This window comes from Flavobacterium sp. (genome assembly GCF_039595935.1).
Classification (GTDB): Bacteria; Bacteroidota; Bacteroidia; order Flavobacteriales; family Flavobacteriaceae; genus Flavobacterium.
The window spans coordinates 339,525-357,752 of record NZ_JBCNKR010000005.1 but is presented as its reverse complement, the minus strand read 5'-3'; the positions used below and the strand labels follow the sequence as shown (position 1 = coordinate 357,752).

The window sequence follows — 18,228 nt, the reverse complement described above, 5'->3', positions numbered from 1 at the left end:
TTTTATTCTGAAAACAGAGAAATTTGATACTATGAATTTAAATGATAAAATATATATAGCCGGACATCGAGGAATGGTAGGTTCTGCTATTTTACGCCAATTAAAAAGCAAAGGATTTACCAATTTTATTTTAAAAACCTCGTCAGAACTTGACTTAAGAAATCAACAAGCTGTTGCTGATTTTTTCGAGCAAGAAAAACCAGATTATGTTTTTTTAGCTGCTGCAAAGGTTGGTGGAATTATTGCAAATAATACTTACCGAGGAGATTTTATTTATGAGAATTTGATGATTCAAAATAATATAATCCATCAGTCATATTTAAAAAATGTTAAAAAATTAATGTTTTTGGGGTCATCATGTATTTATCCAAAAATGGCTCCTCAGCCATTGAAAGAAGAGTATATTTTGACTGGAGAATTAGAACCAACAAATGAGCCCTATGCGATCGCAAAGATTGCCGGAATTAAAATGTGTGATGCATACAGAAGCCAGTTCGGGTGTAATTTTATTTCTGTAATGCCTACAAATTTATATGGGCCAAATGATAATTATGATTTAAAAAACTCTCATGTATTACCTGCAATGCTTAGAAAATTTATAACTGCAAAACGTAATAAAGATGCTTCAGTTACAATTTGGGGAACTGGAAGTCCAAGAAGAGAGTTTTTACATGCAGATGATTTAGCCGAGGCTTGTTTCTTCCTAATGGAAAATTACAATGAAGAAGGTTTAGTAAATATAGGTGTTGGGGAAGATATTTCAATTTTAGATTTGGCTGTTTTAGTAAAAAAAGTAGTTGGTTTTGAAGGCGAAATTTTAACAGATACAAGTAAACCGGATGGGACTCCTCGTAAATTAATGGATGTATCAAAATTGAATAGTTTTGGATGGAAAGCCAAAACGACACTTGAAGAAGGTATTCAGAAAGTTTATGATGAGATAAAAGACACTAATTGGGAATAGATAAACTTCTGTAATTAATGCAATACTTATTAATAGGAATAATTTTGACGACGATAATGTTACTTTATTTTAAAGTAGCAGATCATTTTAATATAATTGATAAACCTAATCAAAGAAGCTCGCACACAGACATAACATTAAGAGGAGGAGGAATCATCTTTTGGTTTGCAGCCTTGCTTTATTTTATAAAAAACATAGAGAGTAATTATTTTTTTTTCACAGGAATTACTTTAGTCAGTTTAGTCAGTTTTTGGGATGATATTCAAAGTTTATCGAATAAAATCCGAATTTCTATTCATTTCATATCAATTACTTTAATATTTTATGATTTAGGATTGTTTAATTTGACTCCCGTCTGGAGTGTAATAATAGCATACATTTTAGCAATTGGGCTAATAAACGCCTACAATTTTATGGACGGTATTAATGGAATAACGGGATTATATACATTAGTAGTTTTAGGATCGTTATTGTATGTTAATTCAAAAATTCAACTTTTTATTGACTCCAGCTTTGTAAAATATGGTATGATTGCCAGTTTGGTTTTTTTGTTCTTTAATTATAGAAAAAAAGCGAAGTGTTTTGCAGGCGATGTTGGTAGCATTGCGATCGCATTTTGGATAATTTATTTAGTTTTAAAACTTATCCTTAATACAAGCTCATTTATATGGCTTTTGTTTTTAGCTGTTTATGGTGTGGATGCTGTGTGTACAATTATACATAGACTATATCTAAAACAAAATATTTTTGAGGCACATCGTTTGCATTTGTATCAGGTTTTAAGTAATGAATACAAGATACAGCATAGAATTGTTTCTCTTTATTACGCATTAGTTCAGGCAGTAATTTCTTTATTAGTTATATTTCTTTATCAAAAAGTAGATGATTTGATTTTATTCGTAATTGTAATTTTGCCATTGCTGTTGATATATTCATCTAAGTTTTATTTGTTAAAAAAAATGAGATTAAATATATGATTCCTAAAGTAATTCAGGGAGGAAACTTTTCAGATCATAGGGGTATTATTTCCTATGTAAATGATTTTAGTTTTAAAGATATTGAAAGGTTTTATATCATTAGTAATTCTGATGAAAATCCAATTCGAGCTTGGCAAGGGCATAAATTAGATTCAAAAAATTTTTATTGCGTAAGCGGCTCCTTCAAAATTCATTTTGTAAAAATTGATAATTGGGAGAATCCTTCAAAAGATTTACCTGTTGAAACAATTATTGTTTCTGAATTTGACAGTAAAATAGTTCATATTCCGACAGGTTATGCAAATGCAATACAATCGTTAGAGACTAACTCAAAATTAATTTCATTTTCTACTTTGCCATTAATTAATGTAAAAGAAGATGATGCTCGTTATCCTTCAGATTATTGGAATATAAATGAGTAATAATAAAATTTATTTATCATTATCACAGCAAAGTGGTTTTGAATTTGAATATATTCGAAAAGCATTAGAAACAAATTGGATCACCTCCGGAGGGCCAAATGTAAATGAATTTGAAATAGCCTTACAGAATTATCTTAAAGAAAAATTATTTGTGACGGCTCTTAATTCAGGTACATCAGCAATCCATTTAGCATTAATTTTATTAGGAATTACACATGGGGATGAAGTTATTTGTCAGAGTTTAACGTTTTCTGCTTCTGCAAATCCAATATTATACCAAGGAGCTGTGCCCATTTTTGTTGATAGCGAGAATGAAACATGGAATATTTGTCCAAACAATTTAGAAATTGCTATAAAAGATCGAATAAAAAAAGGTAAAAAACCAAAAGCAATTATAGCAGTTCATTTGTATGGTGTTCCTTATAAAGTTGAAGAGATTCATTCAATTGCTGATCGATATGAAATTCCAATAATTGAAGACAGTGCAGAAGCGCTTGGCAGTAAATATAAAGGGAAAGAATGCGGGACTTTTGGAGCTTTTGGGATTTTATCATTTAATGGAAACAAAATTATTACTACTTCTAGCGGAGGAGCATTAATCACAAATTCTCAAGATTTGAAAGATAAAGCAATTTTTTATTCTACACAGTCTAAAGATAAAGCCCCTCACTATGAACATTCTGAAATTGGTTATAATTATAGAATGAGTAATATATGCGCTGGAATTGGTCTAGGACAAATCAAAATATTAGAAACTAACGTTGAGAGGAGAAGAAATAATCATTCTTTTTACAGAGAATTGTTCAATAAAATTGATAATGTAGAACTTACTGAAGTTTCAGAGAAGGACGTTTTTTCTAATTTTTGGTTAAATACTATTCTTATTAAACCTAATAAAGGAAAAGATAGAGAAGCCTTGAGATTAACGCTGGAGAATTCAAATATTGAAAGCCGTCCTTTATGGAAGCCTATGCACTTGCAGCCAATTTTCAATAAATATCCTTATTATGGAAAAAAAATTGCAGAGGATTTATTTAATATAGGACTGTGTTTGCCTTCGGGATCTAGCCTTACTGATGAAAATAGAGATAAAATTAAAGAAGTAATTACCGGTTTCTTTAAGTCATAAAACAATTAAAAAGTAATATGAAAATTACAGAAACATCTTTAAAAGATTTGTTGATAATTGAACCTGAGGTCTTTGAGGATGAAAGAGGATGCTTTTTTGAGTCATATAATAAAACGAAGTTTAATAATTTAGGTATTGAAATTGACTTTGTGCAAGACAATCAATCATTTTCTAAATATGGAACTTTAAGAGGGCTTCATTATCAAAATCCACCATATGCTCAAACTAAACTTATACGTGTCTTACATGGTGAAATTATCGACGCTGTTGTTGATTTAAGAAAAAATTCTGCAACTTATGGTAAATCATTTACTATTTCATTATCAGCAGAAAATAAAAAACAATTATTGGTGCCTAAAGGTTTCGCCCATGGCTTTTCAGTTATTAGTGAAACAGCGTCAGTAATGTATAAATGTGACCAATTTTATAATAAACTTTCAGAAGGTGGAATTACATTTAATGATCCTTCATTAAATATAAATTGGGGAATAGATTTAAAAGACGCAATAGTTTCAGAAAAGGATTTAATACTTCCTTTTATAGAAAATTGTAACAGTTTATTTTAATGAAAAGAATACTGGTAACAGGAGCAAATGGACAATTAGGTTCCGAGTTAAATCTTTTATCTAAAAAACATTCCGAATACGAATGGATTTTTGCTGATAGAACAAAAATTACATTAGACGATTTAGACTTACTCGAAACTCAATTAAAAGAAATTCAACCAAATATAATATTTAATTGTGGAGCTTACACAGCTGTTGACAAGGCTGAATCTGAAAAAGAATTGGCTTTTAGAATTAATTGTTTGGCTGTAAAAATAATTGCTAGATATGCTGTAAATAATAATATAAACTTGATTCATATATCTACAGATTATGTTTTTGATGGAAATACTTCGATAGCTTTAAGTGAAGATGCAGAAACTAATCCAATCAATGTGTATGGGGCTAGTAAAAGAGCTGGTGAAATTGCTTGTTTAGAGGAGAATCCAAATTCGATTATTATAAGAACTTCATGGGTTTATAGTAAATTTGGGAATAATTTCGTAAAAACAATGCAGAAATTAATGCAGGAAAAGGAAGAAATCAGCGTAGTAAATGATCAAATAGGATCGCCAACATATGCTGTTGATTTGGCTAATGTACTGATAGATATTCTTGAATCTAAAAAATGGATTCCGGGAATTTTTAATTATTCCAATGAAGGAGAAATAAGTTGGTATGAGTTTGCGTTGCTAATAAAAGAGCTAGGTATGTATAAATGCAATGTGAAACCTATTCCAACATCTGCATATCAAACACAAGCAAAGCGACCAAAATTTTCATTGTTAAGTAAGGAAAGAATAAAAGCAATTTATAATATCAATATTCCTGATTACAAAGAAAGTTTAAAAAAATGTTTGAATAGTTAACGTTTGAGTTAACATAAAGTCTAAAATTTTAAAACAGATTATGAAGGGAATAGTTTTAGCTGGAGGTTCTGGTACACGTTTACACCCACTTACACTTGCTATGAGTAAACAGATGATGCCAGTTTATGACAAACCCATGATTTATTATCCATTATCTACATTGATGATGTCTGGAATTAATGAGATATTAATTATATCAACTCCGCATGATTTGCCAAATTTTGAAAAATTATTAGGAGATGGATCAAGCCTGGGATGTAAATTTAGTTATGCAGAACAAGAAATACCTAATGGTTTAGCTCAAGCTTTTGTTATTGGTGAGGAATTTATAGGCGATGATGATGTGGCCCTGATTTTAGGAGACAATATATTTTTTGGAGCCAATATGCAAGAACTGTTAAAATCAAATAGAAAGCCAAAAGGAGGTGTTGTTTTTGCCTACCATGTTTCTGATCCAGAACGTTATGGTGTTGTTGAATTTGATGAAAACTTAAATGCCATTAGTATTGAAGAAAAACCAAAAAGACCAAAATCTAATTTTGCTGTCCCTGGTTTGTATTTTTATGATAATTCAGTAATAGAAATTGCTAAAAGTATAAAACCAAGTGCAAGAGGTGAATATGAAATTACAGATATCAATAAAGTATATTTGGATAAAAATTCATTGAAAGTTGGCATATTAAGCCGTGGTACTGCATGGTTAGATACCGGAACATTCAATAGCTTAATGCAAGCTGGTCAATTTGTGCAAGTACTTGAAGAAAGACAGGGCTTGAAAGTAGGATGTGTTGAAGAGGTTGCATGGAGACAAGGATTTATAGATGATAAGCAATTAGAAGCTTTAGCTTTACCTTTAGTTAAATCTGGATATGGATCTTATTTATTAGAATTTTTAAAACAAAAGAAAAACCATTCAAAATTTTAATTTTAATTAATAAGTAAATTTTTAAACCTTTAATTTGTATTTTTGTAAGCCGTAGAAAGTTTGCAGAATTAAACTAAACCAAATTGGATACAGATAAATCAACTAAAATAGCATCCTTATTGTATAATTCTTTTTCACCAAGGAATTTGAGAGCACATATTAATAACCTTAGTTATTTGCCAAGGTGGATTATTGTTGCTATAGATGTGATGGTGCTTATTTTTTCATTTACATTTACTTATATGCTGTTTGAAGGAACAGCTTTAGGATATATTATTATTTCTCATGATTTTTATTTTGTTTCAAGTTTAATAATAGTAAATGTTTTTTTCTTTTGGCTATTTAGAACCTATTCAGGAATTATAAGGCATTCATCCTATATTGATGCGATTAAATTACTGTTTTCGCAGATGTCAGTTTTAGTGTTTTTTCTGTTTGTGAATTTAGTTTTTGAGTTATACTTCGGACATAAAGCATTTTTAAATACAGCTCTTTTCATCAATTTAGTCTTGTCATTCTGTGGCTTGTTTTTATATCGTGTTGTAGTTAAGCAAACTTTCGAATTGTATTTTTCAGAAAAAACGAATTCAAAACTTATAAGAACCGTAATCTATGGAACCGATGCAAATGCAATCTCAGTTGCAAATGCATTAAAGTTTGAGACACCTTCACGTTTTAAAATTGTTGGTTTTGTAGATAAGAATAATCAAAATGCATCTAAACGAATGTTGGATTTACCAATTTTGATTTTAAGAAAAAAATTACCTGCCTTAATGCGTTCTGTAGCAGCAGAAGGTGTTATTATTGCAGATAAGAGTTTAACTAAAGACGAACAGTTAATCATAGTCGATCAGTGTTTAGAATTTAATTATAGAGTATATACTGTACCTTTGATTTCAGATTGGGAAAATCAAAAAGAGATTTCTCAAAAAGTAAAGAATATTCAGATTGAAGATTTATTGGAAAGAAAGCCGATTGTACTTGATAGTAAATCAATTTCAAAACAATTAAAAGATAAAACAATTCTTATTACTGGTGCAGCTGGTTCTATAGGTAGTGAGATTGTAAGACAAGTTCTGGGATTTAATCCAAAAACAGTCATTATACTGGATCACGCAGAAACTCCTTTGCACAATTTATGCTTAGAAACGCTTAGTACAGATACAACAGCAAAAATTGTAGCAGTTATTGCTGATGTTAAAAGTAAAAAAGCATTAGAAAAAGTATTTAAAAACTACAATCCACATGTTGTTTTTCATGCTGCGGCTTATAAACATGTTCCTCTTATGGAAGAAAATCCGTCACAGGCTATATTAACAAATATAAAAGGAACAAAAAATTTGGCTGATTTAGCATGTAAGTACCATGTCAAAAAATTTGTAATGGTTTCTACAGATAAAGCTGTGAATCCTAGTAATGTAATGGGAGCCAGTAAACGAATTGCAGAAAAATATGTTCAATCATTATTTTTGAAAAATCAAAAAGAAAACGAGTTAGGAATAACTAAGTTCATTACTACTCGTTTTGGAAACGTTTTAGGTTCTAATGGTTCTGTAGTCCCTCTTTTTACAAAACAAATTGCCGAAGGTGGACCTGTAACAATTACGCATCAGGATATTATTCGTTATTTTATGACTATTCCTGAAGCTTGTCAATTAGTATTAGAAGCCGGTGCTATGGGTAACGGAGGTGAAATTTATATCTTTGATATGGGCAAACCTGTTAGAATAATTGATTTGGCTAAAAAAATGATTAAGCTTGCAGGATTTATTCCAGATAAGGAAATTAAAATTAAAATTGTAGGATTGAGACCTGGTGAAAAACTATATGAAGAATTATTAAATGATACTTCTAAAACCCTGCCAACCTATCACAATAAGATTATGATTGCTCAGGAAATTCAGGATGAATATGAAAATCTGCATACCGATATTGATGAACTAATAGGAATTGCAGATTTTTATGATAATGAAGATATAGTAGCAAAAATGAAAAAAATTGTTCCGGAATTTAAAAGTATGAACTCTGCTTTTGAAGTTCTTGACAAATAATTTCCAATATCAATTTTAATTTAATTTTACAAAAGGTGTTTTTTTAAACGCCTTTTTGCTTTTTAATAAAATAATAAAAGACTAAAAATCTTGTTAAATGCGAGATTTAAACAGTGGTAAATACAATTATAAAAAATAAATGAATAGTAATTCAAATAATTGGTTGTTTGAGATAACACCCAAAAACAAGTTCTTTTCGCTTAACTTTAAAGAAATTTGGCAATACAGAGATTTATTATTTCTTTTTGTTAAAAGAGACATTATTACTGTTTACAAGCAAACTGTATTAGGCCCTCTTTGGTATTTAATTCAGCCGTTGTTTACATCAATAACGTTTACTATAATATTTAACAATGTTGCCGGTATTAATACAGGTTCGGTACGACCATTCTTGTTTAATTTAGCTGGTATTACTGTATGGAATTATTTTACAGCATGTTTGAATGGAACTTCTGATACATTTAAAGCTAATGCAAATATTTTCGGGAAAGTTTATTTTCCGAGAATAATTACTCCCCTTTCGGTCGTTATTTCTAATCTAATTAAGTTTGGAATTCAGCTTGTAATTTTTATTGCGTTTTATTTATTCTATTATTTTCAAGGCGATAATTTAACTCTAAATAAATCTTTACTATTTTTTCCAATATTAATTGTAATTATTGGGATTTTAGGATTGGGCTTAGGAATGCTTATTTCTTCAATGGTTACTAAGTATCGAGATTTTAGTTATTTAGTAACTTTTGGAATACAGTTGTTGATGTATTTGTCAGCAGTAATGTATCCGATGGAACTCATAAAAGCAAAATTACCAACTTATGGATGGATTGTAGAATATAACCCGCTTGCATATATTATTGAATCATCACGATATATGCTTTTAAATGTTGGTGAAATTTCGATATTAGGGTTGAGTTATACCGTAGCTGTTACAATTATCATACTTTTTTTTGGGATTTTAACATTTAACAAAACTGAAAAGAGCTTTATTGATACAGTTTAAATTAATATTGAACAGTCTGCTATTCTTAAATAACTAACAATTACGAATTATAATTGGAAAAAAATATCATTTTAAAGGCCGAAAATATATCTAAACAATATCGCTTAGGAGAAGTAGGAACTGGTACATTAACACATGATTTAAATAGATGGTGGCATCAAATTCGTGGTAAAGAAAATCCTTATCTGAAAATAGGAGATACTAATGATCGTTCTAAAAAAGGGACTTCAGATTATGTTTGGGCTTTACAAGATATTAATTTTGAAGTAAAACGTGGAGAAGTATTAGGAATTATAGGTAAAAACGGTGCAGGAAAATCGACATTATTAAAAATACTCTCAAAAGTAACGGCACCAACAACAGGAAGTATAAAATCTCGTGGTAGAATTGCATCTTTATTGGAAGTAGGAACAGGATTTCATGGAGAAATGACGGGGCGAGAAAATATCTTTTTGAATGGCGCTATACTAGGGATGACCAAAAAGGAAATTGCTTCTAAACTTGATGAAATAATAGAATTTTCAGGATGTGAACGATATATTGATACGCCTGTAAAAAGATACAGTAGCGGTATGACAGTTCGTCTTGCATTTGCAGTAGCAGCATTTCTTGAACCAGAAATTTTAGTTATAGATGAGGTTTTAGCTGTTGGAGATGCTGAATTTCAAAAAAAAGCAATTGGAAAAATGCAGGATATTTCCAGAGGAGAAGGAAGGACAGTTCTATTCGTTAGTCATAATATGGCTGCAGTAAAAAGTTTATGTACTAGAGGGGTTATTTTAGAGCATGGAAAAGTAGTTTTTGAAGGTGAAATAGAAAATGCAGTAAGTTATTACCTTGGCGGAGATGCCGAATCAATGAATTTGAGAACATTTGGAAAGGAATATGATTTTCCAATTTTTAAGTTAAACGAAATTTCTTTAAAAAATAACGGAAGAAACACCGACGATGTATTAAACGAAAAAGAGACTATAATTCTTAATACCAAAATAGATATAAAAGTAAGAGATGCTGAAAGATATCATATAACATATCATATGTATAATGAAATTGGTGAAGTTATGTTTTCATTTACAAATGCAGGATCATTTTATTTGAAAAACGGTACAAATGACATCATTTGTAGTTTTCCAGCTTCCTTTTTTCAATCAGGACAATATTTTTTATCTCTTTTTATCGTCGAAGATTCTAGACAGGCCATATTTGTTGAAAATGATATTATTTCTTTTACAGTAATAGATTCTGAAAGAGAACTAGGTACTTATATGGGAAGAGAACCAGGCTACATAAGACCACAATTTGAATGGAAACTACAATAAAAAATAATAAAAGGTAATGTCAAAAAACATTAAAGTCAGCGTATGCATGATAACTTATGGTCATGAAAAATTCATTGAAGAAGCAATAAATGGAGTTTTGATGCAAGAAGTCGATTTTGAAATTGAACTGATTATTTCTAACGATTCTTCACCTGACAAAACTGATGAAATAGTAAAATCAATTATAAAAACTCATCCTAGGGGAAGTTGGATTAAGTACACAAAACAAGATCCTAATATTGGTATGATGCTAAACACTCAATTTGTATTAGATAATAGTAAAGGAGAATATATTGCAGCTTGTGAAGGGGATGATTATTGGACAGATTCACTTAAGTTGCAAAAACAGATTGACTTTTTAGAAAACAATAAAGAAGCTATGGGGTGTTTTCACCATGCTTCATTTGTAGATCAAGATAGATCTATTATCAATGAAATATATAATCCAAAAGTTGGGGAGATTAATAGTTATAATCAGGAGCAATGTCTAAAAATACTGAAATCTTCTTATGCGACTTGTTCATTAGTGTTCAGAAAAAATGTTTTAAAAAACGCGCCGAAGATATTATTGTCAAATTTATGTGATGAAATACTAGATATTATAATTACTGAAAATGGTAAATTGTTTTTTTTAAATTTTAATGGAGCTTCTTATCGATATCATTCAGGAGGAGTTTGGAGCGGAACATCAACAATAAAACTAAATCTTATTCAATACCACAGAGTGTTAGTTTTATATAGCGTTCCTAAGCTAAGAAAACAATATGGTGATTTTTTGAGTGATAGAATAAAAACTTTATCAAAGTCTTTTTTGTTTTCGAATAGTATAAAAAAATCTGAAAGGATTAATTATTTTTTAAAAACTATGCGATTCTTAGATTATAAAAAAAGTAAAACCTACGACTTTATTGCAGCTTTTTGTAAGAATATTATTTTCAATGTAAAAGTGGAATATTAGTAATGAAATTATCAATTATAACTATAAATTTTAATAACGCTATCGGTTTAAAAAAAACCATTGATAGTGTGTTACTACAAGAATATTTGGATATAGAATATATTATTATAGACGGTGGTTCTACTGATAATAGTGTTGAGATTATTCAAAAACATGAGTCTTCTATTTCTAAATGGGTTAGTGAAAAAGATAATGGAATATACCATGCAATGAATAAAGGCATTGAAATGGCAACAGGAGAATACTTATTATTCTTAAATAGTGGAGATCATCTTTATAAAAATGATGTGTTGGAAGAGAATATAATTTTTTTTACAGGTGAAGATATTTTATGTTTTGATATCCATTTAAAAGATTCTGAAAATGATTTTATATATGAACATCCTGATAAACTAACTTTTCTATATTTATTCGAAAGAACACTCGCTCATCAATCGGTTTTTATTAAAAAAAATTTATTCAAAAAAGTTGGTGTTTACAATGAAGATCTTAAAATGGTAGCTGATTGGAAATTCTTTATAGATGCTATTGTAAAACACAATGCTACTTATAAACGAATAAATAAAACGTTATCAACTTTTTATTTTGGAGGTTTAAGCTGTACTCCTGAAGGAGTAATACTCGTGGAAAATGAGAGAAAAGAAATTCTAAAAAAAGACTATTCCCTTTATTACGATGATTATAAAAGTTTAATTGACGATAGGAAATTACTAAATAAAGAAAGATTTAGAAAATTGCGAAAATTAGAAGAATCTTATGCTGGAAGAAAGTTATCATCAATGATGTTAAGTTTGATAAATTTTATTGTTAAATAATGAGATATCTTTTAAAAAAAATATTGATTAAGCTAGGACTTATTAAGCCAGGTGTTTCCATAGGAGATAATGTTATCATAGGAGCAGGTTCAGTTGTAACAAAAAGTATTCTCTCGAATAATGTTTATGCAGGTAATCCAGCAAAATTTATTTGTATAAAAAAATGATTCCAAAAATACTTCATTATTGTTGGTTTGGTAATGGCCAAAAATCAAAAATTTTTACAGAATGTTTAGATTCCTGGAAGCAATTTTGCCCTGATTATGAGATATTGGAATGGAATGAAAAGAATGCAAAAAAGTATACAAATAAATTTTATAGAAACGCATTGAGAAAAAAAAAATATGCTTTTGCATCAGATTATATAAGAGCAAAAGTATTATTTGAATTTGGAGGTATTTATTTAGATACTGATATGTTATTAGTGAAACCAATAAATAATTTACTGAAATATAATTTTTTTATAGGAGAAGAAGTAGAGGATAGAGTTGCTTTTGGAATTTTTGGTTCTGAAAAAAATCATCCGATTTTAAAAAAGATGATTGATTTTTATGAAACTACTGAATTTAATGTATTTTCTCCTCCGGTTATCACGCATACTTTTAGTCCCATAATAAATAAAAACAGTATTCAGCATAATGAAATAATTTATAATGCTGAATATTTCTATCCATTGCCATATCAAAACAGATTAGAAGATTACTCTAAATATTTGAATTCTAATAGTGTATCAGTACATCTTTGGGATCATTCCTGGCAAACTAAAAAGCAAACAGGATTACGTATATTGTTTAAAAATTGGAGAGAAGTAATATTCGATTTTTTAATTTATGGTTATTCTTATACTTACTTTCGAAGGTATTTTAAAGAATTTTCACGTAAAATATATCATGAGATAAAATCAAATAAAAATATATGAAAGTACTTCATGTTACAACATCTTCAAAAGGAGGAGCTGGGATAGCTGCTATTAGATTACATGAAGCATTGCATAAATATAATGTAAAATCAGCTTTTGTTTCAGCCAATCTTGCAATTGATTATAATAATAAAATAATTTCTAATTCTTTTTTTGCATATAAAAGGCCGAATTATTTTAAAAAAATACTTAATAAATTAAAGAAATATTACAAAAAGTCTGAGAAAGAATACTTCGAAAAGGAACTCAAGTTATTAACAAATAAAATAAATTGTGAAATCGCTACCTTGCCATTCTCCAATTATCAATTACAAAACCACCCATTATATCTTGAAGCAGATATCATAAATTTACATTGGATAGATGGAATTGTAGATTATCCTACCTTTTTTTCAAAAAGTAACAAACCAATTATTTGGACATTTCATGATATGAATCCTTTCATGGGAATTTTCCATTATCATAATGATGAGGTTAGAAATATAGAAATTGCATCATCTCTAAATTTTAAAATTAAAGAAATTAAAAAGAATGCAATTACGAAAGTAAAGAATGGAGTTGTTGTAACTCCATCAAATTGGCTGCTCGAAGAAGCGAAAAAGAATCAAGTATTTTCTAATTTTGATAAATTTTGTGTGCCAAATTCGATTGATTTAGATGTTTTTAAAGTCAATGATAAAAACAAATTAAGGGATAAATATAATATTGATAAAAATGATTTTGCGATACTATTTGTTTCCGATAGTTTAACTAATAATAGAAAAGGTTATGATTTATTGGTAGAAGCATTAATGTTATTAAAAAATCAAGAAGTTACATTATTGACTATTGGAAAAGGTAGTCTTCCATTTATTGAGAATCATAAAGTTATCTATTTAGGAGAAATTTATTCAAGTTCTAAAATGGCAGAATGTTATTCTTTGGCTGATGCATTTGTCTTACCAAGCCGCGAGGATAATTTACCAAATGTTATGTTGGAATCTTTTGCTTGCGGGTTACCTCTTGTAGGATTTAAAGTAGGGGGAATATCTGAACATGTAATAGAAAATCATACAGGAGTGTTGGCAAAAGAAATATCTGCACAATCATTAGCTGAAGCAATCATCAATATGAAAAATAATTATGCAAATTACAACACTCAGATTATTAGAAAATATGCTGAAGACAGTTTTAATTTTCAAAAACAAGCAGATTCATATTTAGACTTATATGATTTTATTTTAAAACAATCAGGTAAAGTTTAAGTTTTGTATAAAAAAAATGAAAAATAATTTAGAGATGTTGTTTTTGAAGGTATTAAGAAAGTTTAAAGCTAAGTTTTTTGGAAAAAAAAGAAGTTTTTTTTTCAATCAACAACCACCGCAATATAATTCTCAAAAGGCTTCAGATATAATAAAAGATCTATTGGAATCTGAAAAACCTTGTATGATTGCTCGGTTTGGAAGTGTAGAATTAGATTGTTTAGATTGTTATAAAGAAAAACAAAATAATCTTTTTAAGAGATATTTTAGATATATTAATGAAAATTCGAATACGATTGATTGGACAGAAGAGATCAGAAAAAGTATGCTTAATAATGCAGGTTTTTTTCCTGTTGATGATGTAAACTTGACAAAATTTTCTCAATTAATGCTTAAAAGTATAAGTAATTTAGATATTTTGGGCTCTTGGCTTCAAAAAGAAAATAATTTCAAAATCGAATTGTCAGATGTAAAAACTGTTCCATTAACAGATTTAGAACCTTATTATCATAAACAGCCATGGAGCATAGCATTAAAAAATAAAAAGGTACTAGTTATACATCCTTTTGTAAAAAGTATCAAATCTCAGTATGAGAATAGAAAACTTTTATTTAAGAATCCAGATGTTCTGCCAGATTTTGATTTAATAACTTATAAGCCTGTTCAATCTTTTGCAGGGAATCATAAAAATATCGACTTTAAGACATGGTTTGAAGCTTTAGAATTTATGAAAAAAGACATTCATAAGATTGAATTCGATATTGCAATTATCGGATGTGGTGCTTACGGATTTCCATTAGCTAGTTTTATAAAAGAAATTGGAAAGAAAAGCATTCATCTGGGAGGTGCAACTCAGGTTTTATTTGGAATAAAAGGAAAGAGATGGGAAGAAGAATATGATATGTCTGCAATTTTTAATGATCATTGGATTAGACCGTTGGATGTAGAAAAACCTGAAAATTTTCTGAATGTTGAAAATGGATGTTATTGGTAATGTAGCTGATAAAATATAAAATATGCTTCAATAAATGAAAAATTACTATTCATTTTATTTGAGATAAAAAGTATGTAGAATATATGTTTAAATTGTCGATAATTACAATTAATTATAATAATAAAGAAGGTTTAATAAAAACGGTTAACAGCGTTGCAAATCAAACTTGGAAGGAATTCGAATATATTATAATTGATGGAGGCAGTAATGATGGAAGTAAAGAATATATCGAGTCTCAAAGTCAATATTTTAATTATTGGGTTAGCGAGAAGGATTCCGGAATATATAATGCCATGAATAAAGGCATAATAAATTCAAATGGAGAATATCTTTTATTCCTAAATTCTGGTGATTGTCTTTTTAATAATCATGTTCTGTTTGATATGATTGATAAATTAAACACGGATGCTTCTTTCGTTTGCGGTCATTTGTATTACGAAATAGATAATGAAAAAAGAATTAGAAAACATCCAGACACAATGTCTTTTAGTTATTTAGTTTCTAAAACAGTTTCCCATCCGAGTACTTTTATAAAAAAAGCGATGTTTGATAAGTATGGGGTTTATAATGAAGAAAATAAAATAATTTCTGATTGGGAGTTTTTCTTTAAAGCCTTAGGATTAAATGGAGAAAGTTATCAAAAGATCGATTATACTATAACTAATTTTGATATGGCTGGAATTTCTTCTTCTGAAATAGAAAAGGTCAAAAATGAAAAGGAAATTGTTTTAAAAAAGTATTTGCCATATATCTTTAATAATGAAAATGACAGCTATATTTTTGATAAATTTCGAGAAACGAATAAACGTTTTAAGTATCTCAAAATAATTGATAATCACCCTTTTTTTAGAAAAATAGTAACTTTACAATTGTCAGTAATTGTTAAAGTGATGACTTTCTTTCGTAAATAAATCTTAGTTTGAATTGAATTTATGAAGAGAAAAGTTTTAATAATTGGCCCTATTGGAGATTTTGGAGGGAGAGAATTAGAAGCTGGGTTTATAGCCAAATCACTTAAAGATGAATTTGAAGTTAGAATTTGCTCTACGGGAGATTTAACTGCAAAATCTCAAGTGTTTGATTTTGTGAAAAAAGAGCAGGTTAATACAATAAAAGAATTAGCATTTAAAAATAACTTAATCTTAAAAATCACCTCTTTTCTATCTTTTGTTAAACATGGAGGGAAGTTTCCTTTGTTTTCTTTTGTAAATAATACAATCAATAAAAAGTATTTTAATAGTGAAGAAAAAATTAAGCATCAAATCGAAAGTATTATTTCTAAACATGATTTAATAATTATTTGCGCTCAATTATCTTCAAATTATATACAAGAAATTATTAATTATTCATATTCAGGAAAAAAGCCGGTTCTTTTTAGAACAACTGGTGTAATTAAGAAAGAAATTTACGAGGATTGTGATTGTTTAAAAAAAGTTACTCAGTTTATTCATCACTCTGAAGCTAATGCTTCAAATTTGAATTTGCCATATTCGGTTATTGATCAGTGCGCTTATAATGAAGAAAAGCTTTTAAAAATCGATAATGTAAGTAATAAGGCTAGAACATTTGTAACTATTTCAAGGCTCGTTAAAGAAAAAAATTTAGATGTTCTAATAAATGCTTTTAATGAAATTAATGATGTCTCATTGAAATTGTATATTGTTGGTGATGGTTTAGAAATAAGTAATCTAAAACAAATAGCAAAAGATAATCAATCGATTATATTTACTGGATTTATGCCAAATCAGGAATTAGATAAATTTTTAGCTCTTTCAGATGCTTTAATAGTATCTCATTATGATGAAGAAACAGGCCCATTAACGGGAATTGAAGCAATGGCTTCTGCTAGATTAATAATATCAGCAAAAACGGGAGCAATGATGGAAAGACTCCCAAATAATCCTTTCTGGTTTGATAACAATGTAAATAGTTTATTAAGTCAAATAAAGAAAGTTTCTGCAATGGAAGAAAATGAAATCATCCAATTGTCTAACGAAAACAGAGCTAGATATTTAAAGTTTTATTCAATGAAAAACGTCTCAAGGCAATATTTAGATTTAGTTAAAAATTATTTATGCGAGTAGGTTTTAATCCTAATAAAGATAAAATAAAAGATTCTGAAGATTTTTTTCATCAGATAATTATTCCCGTTTATATACCCAACAATGAAGATTATTTTAAAGATAGTTTTCAGATCTTAAAATATTGCTTAGAATCTTTATTAAAAACAATTCATGAAAAAACGTATATAACAATTGTTAATAACGGAAGTCATTTTGAGGTCGTCAATTATTTGAGTGAACTTAACAAATTGGGAAAAATTCAAGAAATAATAAATACCACAAATATTGGAAAACTCAATGCAATTTTAAAAGGTATTTCGGGGCATGATTTTTCACTTGTAACCATAACAGACTGTGATGTTCTTTTTTTAGAAAATTGGCAAAAAGAAACTTATAACATTTTTGAAAACTTTCCTAAAACAGGGGTAGTTTGTCCAACTCCTTCTTCAAGATCTCTTAAAAACTATACTTACAATATATGGTTTGATTTACTTTTTTCAAAGTCATTACATTTTACAAAAGTTAAAAATTCGAAGGCTTTAAAAGCATTTGCAGTGAGCATCGAAAACCCAAATTTTTATAATGAAGTTCATCTTGAAAAGTATCTGACGGTTTCTAATGGAAATTTTAAAGCAGTAGTGGGAGCGGGGCATTTCGCAGCGACATACAGAAAAGAAATTTTTGAAGGAATGAATATTAAACATACTAATTATAAACTTGGTGGAGACAGTGAACAAAAATTACTTGATATTCCTGTAGTTAAAAAAGGGATGTGGCGACTTTCGACAGAAAATAATTTCGCTTATCATCTAGGAAATGTACAAGAAAACTGGATGCGAGAAACAGTAGAAGCATTAAAAAATAATGATTTTTTTGCTGAAAAGCCGATCGTACTTAAAAATATTCAATCTTCAAGGTTTGGATATTTTATAAAATCTAAAGTGTTTGCAAAAATAATTACAAGAAAAAAAATCTGGCAACTTCTTCTTAAACTAAAAGGACTTTCTCACGAAGAGGCAATAAAATATAAATAGAAA

The 18,228-nt window shown here is 28.7% G+C and carries 18 protein-coding genes; all 18 read left to right on the top strand.

Annotated elements, in window-relative coordinates:
- Window positions 1-31: 31 nt before the first annotated feature.
- The 18 genes from ABDW27_RS08930 to ABDW27_RS08845 all read left to right on the top strand — a co-directional run bounded on the left by ABDW27_RS08930 (window position 32) and on the right by ABDW27_RS08845 (window position 18,225).
- Window positions 32-964 (top strand): GDP-L-fucose synthase, encoded by a 933-nt coding sequence (locus ABDW27_RS08930; RefSeq protein ID WP_343695587.1) that lies wholly within the window; start codon window positions 32-34, stop codon window positions 962-964.
- Between the two features lie 17 nt (window positions 965-981).
- The gene (locus ABDW27_RS08925) at window positions 982-1,941 is read left to right on the top strand and encodes a glycosyltransferase family 4 protein (protein WP_343695586.1); all 960 of its coding nucleotides are present in this window, start codon (window positions 982-984) and stop codon (window positions 1,939-1,941) included.
- Window positions 1,938-2,363, top strand: coding sequence for a hypothetical protein (locus ABDW27_RS08920; RefSeq protein WP_343695585.1), 426 nt, complete (start codon window positions 1,938-1,940; stop codon window positions 2,361-2,363). Before ABDW27_RS08925 ends, ABDW27_RS08920 begins: the two co-directional genes overlap by 4 nt.
- Window positions 2,356-3,492, top strand: a complete 1,137-nt coding sequence (locus tag ABDW27_RS08915; protein ID WP_343695584.1) for an aminotransferase class I/II-fold pyridoxal phosphate-dependent enzyme — start codon at window positions 2,356-2,358, stop codon at window positions 3,490-3,492. Before ABDW27_RS08920 ends, ABDW27_RS08915 begins: the two co-directional genes overlap by 8 nt.
- 17 nt (window positions 3,493-3,509) lie before the next feature.
- Window positions 3,510-4,058, top strand: a complete 549-nt coding sequence (gene rfbC, locus ABDW27_RS08910) for a dTDP-4-dehydrorhamnose 3,5-epimerase (RefSeq protein WP_343695583.1) — start codon at window positions 3,510-3,512, stop codon at window positions 4,056-4,058.
- Window positions 4,058-4,906, top strand: a complete 849-nt coding sequence (gene rfbD, locus ABDW27_RS08905) for a dTDP-4-dehydrorhamnose reductase (RefSeq protein ID WP_343695582.1) — start codon at window positions 4,058-4,060, stop codon at window positions 4,904-4,906. The genes rfbC and rfbD overlap by 1 nt, the downstream gene beginning before the upstream one ends.
- A gap of 40 nt (window positions 4,907-4,946) precedes the next feature.
- Window positions 4,947-5,831, top strand: a complete 885-nt coding sequence (gene rfbA / locus ABDW27_RS08900; RefSeq protein WP_343695581.1) for a glucose-1-phosphate thymidylyltransferase RfbA — start codon at window positions 4,947-4,949, stop codon at window positions 5,829-5,831.
- 83 nt (window positions 5,832-5,914) lie between these two features.
- The gene (locus tag ABDW27_RS08895; protein ID WP_343695580.1) at window positions 5,915-7,882 is read left to right on the top strand and encodes a nucleoside-diphosphate sugar epimerase/dehydratase; all 1,968 of its coding nucleotides are present in this window, start codon (window positions 5,915-5,917) and stop codon (window positions 7,880-7,882) included.
- A gap of 139 nt (window positions 7,883-8,021) precedes the next feature.
- The gene (locus ABDW27_RS08890; protein WP_343695579.1) at window positions 8,022-8,882 is read left to right on the top strand and encodes an ABC transporter permease; all 861 of its coding nucleotides are present in this window, start codon (window positions 8,022-8,024) and stop codon (window positions 8,880-8,882) included.
- A 53-nt stretch (window positions 8,883-8,935) separates the two neighbouring features.
- On the top strand, window positions 8,936-10,201 hold the full coding sequence (locus ABDW27_RS08885) for an ABC transporter ATP-binding protein (protein WP_343695578.1): 1,266 nt from the start codon (window positions 8,936-8,938) through the stop codon (window positions 10,199-10,201).
- Window positions 10,202-10,217: 16 nt separating this feature from the next.
- On the top strand, window positions 10,218-11,159 hold the full coding sequence (locus tag ABDW27_RS08880; protein ID WP_343695577.1) for a glycosyltransferase: 942 nt from the start codon (window positions 10,218-10,220) through the stop codon (window positions 11,157-11,159).
- A gap of 2 nt (window positions 11,160-11,161) precedes the next feature.
- Entirely contained in the window at window positions 11,162-11,974 is an 813-nt protein-coding gene (locus ABDW27_RS08875; protein ID WP_343695576.1) for a glycosyltransferase family 2 protein, read from the top strand.
- Window positions 11,975-12,137: 163 nt separating this feature from the next.
- On the top strand, window positions 12,138-12,893 hold the full coding sequence (locus tag ABDW27_RS08870) for a glycosyltransferase (RefSeq protein WP_343695575.1): 756 nt from the start codon (window positions 12,138-12,140) through the stop codon (window positions 12,891-12,893).
- Window positions 12,890-14,137 carry a glycosyltransferase gene (locus ABDW27_RS08865; protein ID WP_343695574.1) on the top strand — a complete coding sequence of 416 codons (1,248 nt, stop codon included), beginning with the start codon at window positions 12,890-12,892 and terminating at the stop codon, window positions 14,135-14,137. Before ABDW27_RS08870 ends, ABDW27_RS08865 begins: the two co-directional genes overlap by 4 nt.
- A 16-nt stretch (window positions 14,138-14,153) precedes the next feature.
- A complete protein-coding gene (locus ABDW27_RS08860; protein ID WP_343695573.1) occupies window positions 14,154-15,128 on the top strand; it encodes a hypothetical protein in 975 nt (324 codons plus the stop codon).
- Between the two features lie 83 nt (window positions 15,129-15,211).
- Window positions 15,212-16,039, top strand: a complete 828-nt coding sequence (locus ABDW27_RS08855; RefSeq protein ID WP_343695572.1) for a glycosyltransferase family 2 protein — start codon at window positions 15,212-15,214, stop codon at window positions 16,037-16,039.
- Between the two features lie 21 nt (window positions 16,040-16,060).
- Window positions 16,061-17,212, top strand: coding sequence for a glycosyltransferase (locus ABDW27_RS08850; protein ID WP_343695571.1), 1,152 nt, complete (start codon window positions 16,061-16,063; stop codon window positions 17,210-17,212).
- Window positions 17,203-18,225, top strand: coding sequence for a glycosyltransferase family 2 protein (locus ABDW27_RS08845; protein ID WP_343695570.1), 1,023 nt, complete (start codon window positions 17,203-17,205; stop codon window positions 18,223-18,225). Before ABDW27_RS08850 ends, ABDW27_RS08845 begins: the two co-directional genes overlap by 10 nt.
- Window positions 18,226-18,228 lie beyond the last annotated feature (3 nt).